This is a genomic window from Gordonia sp. GN26 (assembly GCF_054823965.1).
This window is the reverse complement of record NZ_JSYC01000101.1, coordinates 1-11,471: the sequence shown is the minus strand read 5'-3', so window position 1 is coordinate 11,471 and position 11,471 is coordinate 1. Positions and strand designations below refer to the sequence as shown.

Genomic DNA, 11,471 nt, shown 5'->3' with positions numbered 1-11,471 from the left:
AGCTTGCGACGAGCCGTATCGAAACCAGCCGTCACTTCGCGTCGAGATCCACCACCCGGTCGCACCGCGCCTCGATGATCCGCCGTTGATGGCTGACCAGCACCATTCCGGCGCCGTCGTCGACCAGTTCCTGGAGCAGGCCGATCACGGCCCGCGCCGAGATCGGGTCGAGCATGGCGGTCGGCTCGTCGCACAGCACGAATCCCGGTGCCTGCACGAGCAGACGACCGACGCACGCGCGCTGGAGCTGACCGTCGGAGACCTGCGACGGGAACCGGTCGAGGAGTGCAGGGTCGAGGCCGACGCGTGCGGCGATCGCCTCGGTGTCGCAGTCCCGTCGCGCGATCGCGGCGGGTTCCGCCACGATCTTCCGCAACGTCCAGCGCGGGTTCGCAACGACGCGGGGGTGCTGTGCGAGCAGTCCGACGGCCCCCGGGCGTCGTCCCAGACCGCGCTGCTCGACGACGCCCGCCGCGGGTTCGGCGAGGCCCGCGAGGATGCGAAGCAACGTCGTCTTACCGCTTCCCGACCGGCCGACGACGCCGGTGATCGATCCCGTGTCGACGCCGACGTCGAGGTCGGCGAAGACCTCGCGGTCACCGAATCGCGCGGTCAGACCGCTCCCGACGAGTGTCGCCCTCATGCGACCGGCTCGAAGAAGGCAGCGACATGATCATCGTCGGATGTTGCGAGGTCAGCGGCCGCACGATGATCGGCGATCCGACCGGCACGCATGACCGCGACGGAATCGCACCCACCCGTTCGTAACGCGTCCATGTCGTGGGTGATCACCAGGACGGCGGCGCCGCATCGAGCCGTGTCTGCGAGGAGCGCCCAGATCGCGGCGGCGAGGTCGGGATCGAGGGCGGACGTGGGTTCGTCGGCCACCAGGATGTCCGGATCACCGGCAAGCGCGGCGGCGATTGCGGCACGCTGCGCCATGCCCCCGGACAGCTCGTGCGGATAGAGCTGCAGCGCGTCGGGATCGAGGTGGACCGCATGGCACAACTCGACGGCGTCGCGCGCTCCGTCGAGTCCCGCGATCACCTCGTCGAGCTGGGAGCCGAGCGTGCGCACCGGGGTGAACGACGTCGCCGCCGACTGCGGCACCAACCCGACCCGACGGCCACGCATCGCCCGCCAACGCGGGTCGCGTCCACCTATCTCGTCGCCGAGGAAAGCATCGTCGCCCAGGGACAGCCGCCCGGTCACGCTCGAGCCGGGTGGCAGCAGCCCGCAGAGCGCCGCCGCGACCATCGACTTCCCGCAGCCCGATTCGCCGACGAGAGCGGTCATCGAGCCGGACGGCAGGTCCAGCGTCACGTCGTCGAGTACCCGCACGCGCCGGCGGCGTCGTGCGGCGACATCGACCGTCACGCCATCGAGACGGGCGGTCATCGCCACACCTCCCCGCTCGGTGGGAGCGTGGCTCGGCGGAGCGATGCAGCCGCGCCCGAACACGCGAGCGCGGTGACCATGAGCGCCACACCGGGAACGACCAGCGTCCACCACGCGCCGGTGAGGACGTCACCGCGGGCTTGACCGAGGAGCGTGCCCAGGCTCGCGGCGTCCGGAGACAGTCCGACGCCCAGGAACGACAGCGTCGTCTCGTGCCACACCGCGTGCGGGAGGAGCACCGTCATCGCGACCAGTACCTGGCCGGACACCGCAGGTAGAAGGTGTCGGGTGGCGACGAAGGTCCGCGACGCACCGGCCAGGCGTGCGGTCTCCACCCACCCCGCCGAGGTCGCCTCGAGCAATTCGGCACGCACGACCCGCGCCACGGCCGGCCAATGTGTCAGCGCGATCGACGCGATGATCGCGACCGGTTCACCGCGCCACATCGCCGCGATCACCACTCCCACGACCAGGTGCGGCAGCGCGTTCACGCCATCGACGACGCGCATCACGATCGCATCGACCCAGCCACCGACGGTCACCGAGGCGACACCGGTGACCACTCCGAGGACGGTGGCCAGCACCGCGCAGGCGATGGCGATGAGCAACGAGATCCGCAGACCCTCCGCGGTGCGCACGCCGAGGTCGTAACCGGAATGATCGGTACCGAGAAGTGTGCCGTCGCCGGGGGCACGCAATGCCTGTGCGAAGTCGGCGGTCTGATCGCCGGCGACGAAAGGGCAGCCCACGGCGAGGAGCGCGAATACGCCGAGCACGATCCACGGCGCGACGAGAATGAAGCGCTCGCGGACTGCGGCCCAACGACTCTCCTCGGGGATCGTCGGCTGGTGGACCGCGGTCATGCGCCCAACCCGATCCGCGGATCGATCCAGACGGCGGCCGCATCCGACAACGCCGATCCGATGAGGACGAGCACCGCGGACCCGACGGCCAGGGGCGCGAGAAGCGAGAAGTCGAGGGCCACTGCCGAATCGACGAGCGCCTCGGCGAGACCCGGCCAGCCGAAGACGGTTTCGACGATGGCGGCACCGGCGATGAGCTCCGGCAACCGCGTTCCGAGCAGCGCAAGGGTCGGTAGCACCGACACCGGCACGATGTGTCCGCGCAGCAACGTCCACCCACCCACGCCGCGGGCACGTGCACCCCGCACCGCGTCGGACACCGCAGCGTCGACGACCGCCGATCGCATCGTCAGCAGCAACCACGGAATCATCGAGATGGTCAATGCCAGGTAGGGCAGCACCGCGTGCGTGAGCAGCCCGTCGAGTGAGTAGTCGTCACCCGGGCGTCGTGCGCCCGAGGTCGGGAACCAACCCAGCCCCACCGCGAAAACGCTGACCAGCAGAAGAGACACGACGAACGGCGGTGTCGCGGCGAGCATGGCAGCCAGAGATGTGCAGGCACGGTCGAGCAGGCCGCCGCGCCGCATGCCGACCACCGCACCGAGGACGATGGCGATCACCGCCGCAGACAGCAACGCCGCCAACGACATTCCGACGGTGAACGGGAGCCGTTGACCGATCACGTCGGCAACCGGTTGGCGCATGGTCGACGACCACCCCAGGTCTCCCCGGAACACCGCGCCCCACCATTTCCACCAGGCCGTGAACCAGTGGTCGTCGAGCCCGTATGCCTGCGTAACGGCGTCCCGTTGCGCCTGTGTCGCCGACTGGTACCTGTCCCCGAGGTGCGCCGTCAGCGGATCGAACGGCGAGGACGCGGCCACCGCGAACACCCCCAGCGACACGAGGAGCACGGTCGGGATCATCACCACGAACCGACGACCGAGAAGTCGGGTGGCAATCCGCGAGCGACTCACGCGACGTGCGTGTTCTATTGTGCCGGCGGGACTTTCCGAAGCGGAACGCGGAATCGCCGCGAGCCGCTCGGTGTCCGGCCGGATCTGCGTGGTCACGACACCGGCGTCCAGGACGGCAGATTCCACCACGGTCCCCAGGTCACGCCGTGCGAGTGGGGTTCGAGGATCGGGGCTTCGTGGTTCCACCCCGTGCTGCGGGCCACGTAGGTGTGGTGGACGAAGACGAGGAACACCTGCGAGGGCTGGCGTGCGTAGATCTGCTGGATGCGTCGGTACCGTTCGTCGTTCTCCGGTCCTGTTGCCGATTCCCGCGCAGCGTCGAGCATTTCGTCGAGCCCGGGCGCGGTGAAGTTGCCCGGGTTGGAGTAGGGCGACGAAGCCGGCACGCGGGTGTGCAGGGCGTCGTACACCTGGGAATCGATGCTGTAGGGGGTCGCGCCTCCGCCGAGAAGCGCACCGGCCGTGTCCATCTTGGTGTCGATCTCGTCCCAGCTGGTGCCGCGCGTGAGCACCTCGACGCCGAGCTTCTTCATCGACGCGGCGAAGGCGACCGACAGGTCGCGACGCAGGGTGTCCTCGGCGTTGTACAGCAGCGGGAACGACGCGCGGACCCCGTTCCGGACGCGTATGCCATCGGAACCGGTGCGCCAACCCGCGTCGTCGAGGATCGACTCAGCCCGCGAACGGTCGTGCGCGAACTGGGCATCGGCGTCGAAGGCGTCGCCGTAAACCTTGGCGATCGGGGTGCTCGCAGGCTCGCCTTTACCCAGCAGCACGTCGTCCACCAGCGCGTCCCGGTCGACGCCGATGTTCATCGCCAGGCGCGCAGCGGAATCGGCGGTGAAGGCGTTACGGGCCGGCAGCGACACTCCCCGCCAGTCCGCCGATGCCACCACGGCGACATCGACTCCCGCACGGTCGACGAACCCATCGGCCAGCCGCGGCGGGAGGCCCGCCCCGTCGACCTCACCGGTTTGCACGAGCTGCGCACGGGAGTTGTCGTCGGGGACATGCGTGTAGACGATCTTGCGCACCGCCGGCGACTCCGCGCGGTCATCGCGCGCGACAAGGACCGCCTGGTCGGGGTCGAGGGATTCGAGGCGATAGGGGCCGGTTCCCACGGGCTCGGTGTTCAGTGCCCATCTCGCAGCGGGGGCGGCCTCCACCTTCTCCGACGGGACGATGCCGAGAAGGAGGTACGGCGAGGGGTCGGCATCGGTGTTCATGGTCAGCCTGATCGCCTGCGGCCCATCGGCTTCGATGGAGACGATCGACGCGAAGTCGGTGGAGATACCCGACGCCACGTTCGGGTCGACCGCGGCGCGGTAGGTCGCGACCACGTCGGCGGCATCGAAGGCGGTGCCGTCGGAGAAGGTGACGCCGTCCTTCAGCGGCACCCGCCAGGTCCGCGGCGCGATGCGTTCAGGCGCCGACGCGGCCAGCGCGGGCACGAGGTCGGGGACGCGACCGTCGCCGTCGGCCGCGGGAACCAGTAGCCCTTCGTAGATCGGCGACACACCCAACTGCCCGTATCCGAGCATCGGGTTGAACTGCCCGAGATCGTGACTTTCGGCGAGCACGATCTGATCCGACGTCGCGGCATCCTGCTCTCCGGCGCATCCCCCGAGGGCCGCTCCGGCGAGCACCATCGCCGCGACCACGACGATCACCGGCCGTCCGCGGCGTCCGAGGGGCCGGCGTCCTATACGTGTCGTCACAGACATATGTTCTCCCAGACATACATCGGTCGCCACTCGACCCCGGCATTCGTGGCCGATGGTGTAATTCGAGAGGGGCGGGGCGAGCAGAGGAGGCACGGGTGACCGATTTCGACGCGGACTCATGGGCCGCGCGCTTCACGCTGCTCAGCGACCCGACAAGGCTGCGGCTCGTCGCCGAGATGCACGCCCATCCGGGCTCGACGGTCGCCGAGCTCGCGGCCGCGATCGGCATCACCGAGAACGCCGCCTCGCAGTCGATCCGAGCGCTCCGCGACCAGGGGTGGGTGCGGTCGGAGAAGGTCGGCCGTCGGGTCCACTACGAGGTCGTCGGCGACGCGATCGTGCATCGCATCCTGCACGACATCATCGGAGTCGGGCACATCTCCGCAGGTCACGGACACGATCACGCACACCCGTGACAACGGATTAGAACACGTTCTAATCTAGTCGCGTGGATGTCTCCTACGATGCGACCAAACGGGAACTGACGACCGACCAGGGCACCCTGCGCTACCACGAGGCCGGTGACGCCGACGCGCCGCCGTTGATCCTCCTGCACGGGTCCGGCCCCGGTGTCACCGGTTGGCGCAACTATCGCGGCAACCTCGGCCACTTCGCGCAGACCCATCACTGCTACGTGATCGAGTTCCCCGGCTTCGGCGTCAGCGACGCGGTCGAGGGTCACCCGGTCCTCACCGCCGGGGGTTCGGTCATCCGTTTCATGGATGCGCTGGGGATCGACAAGGCGCCGATGATCGGCAACTCGATGGGCGGCGTCGTCGGCGTCAACCTGGCGATCAAGAAGCCCGACCGTGTCGAGAAGCTCGTCACCATCGGCGGCGTCGGCCCCAACGTCTTCAGCCCGAGCCCCAGCGAGGGCCTGCGGCTCCTGCAGGAGTTCACCGACGCACCCGACAAGGACAAGCTCGTCCGCTGGCTGAACTCCATGGTCTTCGACCGTTCCCTCGTCACCGAGGAGCTCATCGAAGAGCGCTGGGAAGCCGCGATCAACCCGGACGCCCAGAAGACCGCCCAGATGATGTACGGTTCAGCGGCTTTCGAGATGCAGCAGCAGTTCATGGCGGCCTCCGACACTCCTCCCTACTGGGCGTCGATGCACAAGGTCGCCTGCCCGACGCTGCTCACCTGGGGCCGCGACGATCGCGTCAGCCCGCCCGACATGGCCATGGTCCCCATGCGCCTCATCCCCGACGCCGAGCTGCACATCTTCCCGAAGTGCGGCCACTGGGTGATGATCGAAGCCAAGGAAGCGTTCGAGGCGACGGTCAGTTCCTTCCTGACCCGCTGATCACCCGTGTCCGCGGCGGAATTTCACTCCGGACCAACCTGAGTCTTCGCTCACCACATCCGTTCCCGCTCACTCTTGAAGGGTGAGCGGGAACGGATCATGTGAGCGCTCCCGCGGACGGGTACCCAGTCGCCGCGCGCTGCGTCGTATTCTCTGTGCCGTCTTTTCCCACCGATCGCTCGGGCTCGTCCACCGCGTCGAGGTCCTGGGCGGTAAGCCCTGCACGCAACGCCGCCTCGCGTGCGATCTGACCTGGGTTGTCTGCCTGGATGGGTCATGCGTACTTTGACGCATGACGGCGTCGAACGGTTCCATCCACGGGCCGTACGAATATTCCGTTGCCCCTACGGCTCTCAAGCTGGCATAGTTCCCGTTCGGCACGAGGACCAGCAGGCCGGAGCGGGGTACCGCGACGTGTTCCTGTGCGTCGGAATCCTTGTGCCCTCTTGATGGCAACGGGTCTTTTCAACCCTTTCAGGTTCGAGTCCTGATCACGGCACCGCTCCCGGGATCACGGTTTCGGTCGGTTCTGCGGTCGTCACGGCGAGTCGTCCGCGATTCGACGCTGCGCGCCCCCACCGGCCGGCCCGCCCGCGAGCGGTGTCGCCACCAAGCAAGTACGTCCCGACAGGCATTGCGACGCAACGGAAAGGAGGATCGCCATGCTGTTCTACAACGAGATCACCGTCCCCCCGGGTCACACGGTGCTGGCCTACCGGGATGCCGAGGTCCAGTCCCTGGATACCGGACGTCACCGGATCCCCAAGCCCGACTCGACGGTGACCGTCGACCTCCGTGACCGACTCATTCCGGTTGCACCGCAGGAGATCCTCACCTCGGACTCCATCGCGATCCGCGTCTCGATGTCATTGCGCGCCCGCGTGATCGATGCCCGTGCGTTCGTCGAGCGGGCCGCCGACCCGATCGGCGCGGTCTACCTGGCCGCGCAGATCGCGCTGCGCCAGGTGAGCGCCGACATCGCGTCAGAGGAGCTGATCCGACGCGGCGACGTCGTCGACGTGGCTCCGATCCGCGAGGCGGCGGCCGAGGCGGCCGCAACCGTCGGTGTCGAGGTGCTCGATGTCGTCATCCGTGACATCATCGTGCCGTCCGAGATCCGTAGTGCCGCACTCGAGGTGGTCACCGCGAAGACTCGTGGTCTGGCCAAGCTCGAGGCGGCCCGAGCCGAGACCGCGTCGCTGCGGGCGCTCGCCAACGCGGGTCGTCTGCTCGACGCGCACCCGGCGCTGGCGCAGCTGCGGCTCGTCGAGTCGGTGCCGTACGGCGCCCGCGTCGTGCTCAGCGTCGGCGGTGCCGAGGTGCCGGCGGGAGACTGAGTCGTCGCTCACCACATCCGTTCCCGCTCACTCTTGAAGGGTGAGCGGGAACGGATCATGTGAGCGCTCCCGCGGACGGGAACCCAGTCGCCGCGCGCTGCGTCGTATCTCTGTGCCGTCCTTTCCCACCGATCGCTTCGGACTCGTCCACCGCGATGCAGCACTGCACGCGGGATTCTCCGACCAGCAACTGTCCGGTGCCACCACCCGCCGGGAACTCGTGCGCCTGATTCCGGGGGTATGGGTCCCGGCCTCCGACCAACCGGCCGGGGCGGACTCACTCGAGAAGCGTCACCGTCTGCGCGCGCTGGCGGTCGCCACCTCGGGCCCTACCGACGGTCATCCGCTCAGCCACGTGTCCGCCGCAGCTCTTCACGAGCTACCGATGCTGCATCCGGATCTCGGCCTCGTCCATGTGACCACCGGGCGTCCTTCGGGCGGATCAATTCGCGGACAACGTCATCTGCACGCGTCGCCGCTCGACCCACAGGAGGTTGTCGAGATCGACGGCATACGGGTCACGTCCATCGAACGCACCGCCGTCGCCGTCGCGACCATGGGGAGTTTCGACCAAGCTCTGGTCATCTTCGACGCCGCGCTCCGTGCCGGTGCCGACCCCACTGTGATGGCGGATCTCCTCGCAGGCCGTCGACGCCGGAGCGCGCGGAATGCCCGGCGAGCATTGCCCTTCGCGAGCGCCGCCGCGGAGAGCGTCGGCGAATCATGGAGCCGCGCGCAGATGATCGACGCGGGTCTCCCGATCCCGACGCTGCAGCGCGAGTTCGTCGTCGACGGTCAGAAGTACCGCAGCGACTTCGATTGGGAGGAACTGCTCGTCGGCGAGTTCGACGGTCTGCACAAGTACGGCAGCCTCCGTGGCGCCGACGAGTCGGCAACGGACGTGGTCGTCCGTGAGAAGCTGCGCGAAGATCGGTTGCGGGCCGGCGGTGTCACCGTCGTCCGCTGGACCTGGTCGACCCTCGAGAAGCGCCAACTGGTCCCGCTTCTGCATCCCTGGCTGGACAAGTTCGGCCTCCTCGCCGCCTAGGTTTCGCTCACAAGATCCGTTGCCGCTCACCCGTCAACTGTGAGCGGGAACGGAGAAAGTGAGCGAAAGCAAGGGCCCCGGCCGGAACGAATCCGGCCGGGGCCCTTGATGTCTGCTGGTCACCCAGCGAGTGCCTTACTTCGCAGCGAGGTTCTCGTTGGTCAGCTTGGTGACACCCTGCTCGGCCTTCTCGACGAGCGAGGCCGGCGGCTCGAAGTGCTTGCCGTACTTACCGGCGAGCTCCTTGGCGCGCGCGACGAAGCCGGGCACGCCACCCTCGTAACCGTTGATGTACTGGATGACACCGCCGGTCCAGGCCGGGAAGCCGATGCCGAAGATCGAACCGATGTTGGCGTCCTCGACGGAGGTGAGCACACCTTCGTCGAAGCACTTGACGGTCTCGAGGGACTCGGCGAAGAGCATGCGCTCCTTCATGTCCTCGAGCGGGATCTCCGTGGTGCCCGACTTGAACTGCTCACGCAGGCCCGGCCAGAGCTGGGTGCGCTTGCCATTCTCGTCGTAGTCGTAGAAGCCCTTGCCGTCCTTCTTCGCGGTGCGGCCGTTCTCGACCATCCAGTCGACGACGGCGTTCGAGCCGTGCTGCGGAACTTCCTTGCCCTCGGCCACGAGTGCCGCCTCGGTCTCCTTGCGGATCTTCTGCGGCAGGGTCAGGGTCAGCTCGTCCATGAGCTGCAGCGGCGCGGCCGGGTAACCGGCCTGGGTGCCCGCATGCTCGATGAACGCCGGCTCGACGCCCTCGCCGACGGCCGCGATGGCCTCGTTGACGAAGGTGCCGATGACGCGGCTGGTGAAGAAGCCACGGCTGTCGTTGACGACGATCGGGGTCTTGCGGATCTGCAGGGTGTAGTCGATGACCTTGGCCAGCACGGCATCCGAGGTCTTCTCACCCTTGATGATCTCGACCAGCGGCATCTTGTCGACCGGCGAGAAGAAGTGGATACCGATGAAGTCCTCGGACCGCTTCACGCCCTCGGCGAGGATGGTGATCGGCAGGGTCGAGGTGTTGGAACCCAGGACGGCGTCGGGCTCGACGATGTCCTCGATCTCCTGGAACACCTTGTGCTTGACCTCGACCGACTCGAAGGCGGCCTCGATGACGAGGTCGACGCCCTTGAAGTCCTCCGGATCGACGGTCGGGTGGATGCGGGCGAGGAGCGCGTCGCTCTTCTCCTGCGTGGTCTTGCCACGCGAGAGGGCCTTCTCCTCGAGCTTCTCCGAGTAACCCTTACCGCGCTTGGCGGCTTCGAGGTCGATGTCCTTGAGGACGACCTCGATGCCGGCCTTGGCCGAGACGTACGCGATGGCCGCGCCCATCATGCCGGCGCCGATGACGCCGACCTTCTTGGCGGTGTACTTGTCGTAGCCCTCGGGGCGCGAGCCGCCGCCGTTGATGTGCTGCAGGTCGAAGAAGAACGCCTTGATCATGTTCTGTGCGACCTGGCCGGTGACCAGCGAGACGAAGTAGCGGGTCTCGATGATGTCGGCGGTGTCGACGTCGACGTAGGCACCCTCGACGGCTGCGGCCAGGATGGCGCGCGGAGCCGGCATGTTGGCACCCTTGATCTGCTTGCGCAGCAGGGCCGGGAGGGCCGGGAGGTTCGCGGCGAAGGCCGGGTTGGTGGGAGCACCGCCCGGGATCTTGTAGCCCTTGACGTCGAACGGCTGCTGGGCCTCGGGGTTCTCCTTGATCCATGCCTTGGCGGCGGGGATCAGTTCCTCGATGGAGCCGACGACCTCATTGACCAGGCCGGTCTCCTTGGCCTTGGTCGGGTTGAAGCGCTGGCCCTGGAGCAGGACACCCATGAGGGCGTTCTGGATACCGAGCAGGCGGACGGTACGGACGACGCCGCCACCACCGGGGAGCAGGCCGAGGGTGGCCTCGGGCAGACCGATCTGGACACCCTTGACGTCCGCGGCGATGCGGTAGTGGGTGTGCAGCGCGATCTCCAGGCCGCCACCGAGAGCGGCGCCGTTGATGGCCGCGACGACGGGCTTGCCCAGGGTCTCGAGACGACGCAGCACCTTCTTCATGGCGTTGGTGGTCTCGGTGATCTGGGTGGCGATCGCGGCCTTGGAGACGTCCGAGCGGTCGCTCGTCATGTCCTTGAGGTCGCCGCCGGCGAAGAAGGTCTTCTTCGCCGAGGTCAGGATGACACCGGTGATGTCGTCCTTCTCCGCCTCCAGGCGGTCGACGGTCGCGGCCATCGACTCCTGGTACAGCGCGTTCATGGTGTTGGCGCCCTGGTTGGGGTCGTCCATGGTCAGGATGACGACGCCGTCGGCGTCCTTCTCCCAGTTGATCATGTTGTCACTCATGGTGTTTCAGAAGATCTTTCTATGAAGGTGAAGGCCACTCGATCCCCGAGGAGCGAGCGCGGGCTGTCCACCCACACTCGGGGTCGGGCAAGGTGAGCTGCCCTGTTCCCTGAGGTGCGAGCGGGCGAGGTTTCACACGCTCCCTGAGGTGCGAGCGAAGCGAGCCTCGAAGGGTCAGAGACGCTCGATGATGGTCGCGACGCCCATGCCGCCACCGATGCAGAGGGTGATCAGGCCGTAGCGGCCGCCGGTGCGCTCGAGCTCGTCGAGGCAGGTGCCGTAGATCATCGCGCCGGTCGCACCGAGCGGGTGACCCATGGCGATCGCGCCACCGTTGATGTTGACCTTCTCGTGCGGGATCTTCAGATCCTTCATCCACTTCATGACGACCGAGGCGAAGGCCTCGTTCAGCTCGAAGACGTCGATGTCGTCGACGGTCAGGCCGGCCTTCTTCAGTGCCAGCTCGGTGGCGGGGGTGGGG

Annotated in this window: 10 protein-coding genes and 1 pseudogene; 4 read left to right on the top strand and 7 right to left on the bottom strand. The window is 67.7% G+C overall.

All coding sequences use genetic code 11. The annotated features are described in order from the left end of the window. Positions 1-31: 31 nt before the first annotated feature. From OK17_RS18260 to OK17_RS18240, 5 genes are read right to left on the bottom strand one after another with little or no spacing between them, the layout of a single operon-like run. A complete protein-coding gene (locus OK17_RS18260) occupies positions 32-643 on the bottom strand; it encodes an ABC transporter ATP-binding protein (protein ID WP_461418300.1) in 612 nt (203 codons plus the stop codon). After that, a complete protein-coding gene (locus OK17_RS18255) occupies positions 640-1,398 on the bottom strand; it encodes an ATP-binding cassette domain-containing protein (protein ID WP_461418299.1) in 759 nt (252 codons plus the stop codon). Before OK17_RS18255 ends, OK17_RS18260 begins: the two co-directional genes overlap by 4 nt. Beyond that, entirely contained in the window at positions 1,395-2,261 is an 867-nt protein-coding gene (locus tag OK17_RS18250) for an ABC transporter permease (RefSeq protein WP_232717040.1), read from the bottom strand. Before OK17_RS18250 ends, OK17_RS18255 begins: the two co-directional genes overlap by 4 nt. Then, the gene (locus tag OK17_RS18245; RefSeq protein ID WP_461418301.1) at positions 2,258-3,334 is read right to left on the bottom strand and encodes an ABC transporter permease; all 1,077 of its coding nucleotides are present in this window, start codon (positions 3,332-3,334) and stop codon (positions 2,258-2,260) included. Before OK17_RS18245 ends, OK17_RS18250 begins: the two co-directional genes overlap by 4 nt. Next, on the bottom strand, positions 3,331-4,962 hold the full coding sequence (locus tag OK17_RS18240; RefSeq protein ID WP_461418298.1) for an ABC transporter substrate-binding protein: 1,632 nt from the start codon (positions 4,960-4,962) through the stop codon (positions 3,331-3,333). Before OK17_RS18240 ends, OK17_RS18245 begins: the two co-directional genes overlap by 4 nt. Before the next feature lie 95 nt (positions 4,963-5,057). Here OK17_RS18240 and OK17_RS18235 point away from each other — a divergent pair, with 95 nt between their 5' ends. The 4 genes from OK17_RS18235 (at position 5,058) to OK17_RS18220 (ending at position 8,653) form a co-directional block, all read left to right on the top strand. After that, positions 5,058-5,378: an ArsR/SmtB family transcription factor gene (locus OK17_RS18235; RefSeq protein WP_006868774.1), complete on the top strand. Its 321-nt coding sequence runs from the start codon at positions 5,058-5,060 to the stop codon at positions 5,376-5,378. Positions 5,379-5,410: 32 nt separating this feature from the next. After that, complete coding sequence (locus OK17_RS18230; RefSeq protein WP_006868773.1) at positions 5,411-6,268, top strand: alpha/beta fold hydrolase; 858 nt, start codon at positions 5,411-5,413, stop codon at positions 6,266-6,268. 662 nt (positions 6,269-6,930) lie between these two features. Then, positions 6,931-7,605, top strand: coding sequence for a slipin family protein (locus tag OK17_RS18225; protein ID WP_232717037.1), 675 nt, complete (start codon positions 6,931-6,933; stop codon positions 7,603-7,605). Positions 7,606-7,717: 112 nt separating this feature from the next. Continuing rightward, a complete protein-coding gene (locus OK17_RS18220) occupies positions 7,718-8,653 on the top strand; it encodes a hypothetical protein (RefSeq protein WP_461418297.1) in 936 nt (311 codons plus the stop codon). A gap of 135 nt (positions 8,654-8,788) precedes the next feature. On the opposite strand, the gene OK17_RS18215 is transcribed toward OK17_RS18220, so the two are convergent. Next, positions 8,789-10,990 carry a 3-hydroxyacyl-CoA dehydrogenase NAD-binding domain-containing protein gene (locus tag OK17_RS18215; RefSeq protein ID WP_461418296.1) on the bottom strand — a complete coding sequence of 734 codons (2,202 nt, stop codon included), beginning with the start codon at positions 10,988-10,990 and terminating at the stop codon, positions 8,789-8,791. A gap of 174 nt (positions 10,991-11,164) precedes the next feature. Next, positions 11,165-11,471 (bottom strand): annotated as a pseudogene (locus tag OK17_RS18210) (acetyl-CoA C-acyltransferase); the annotation flags it as partial.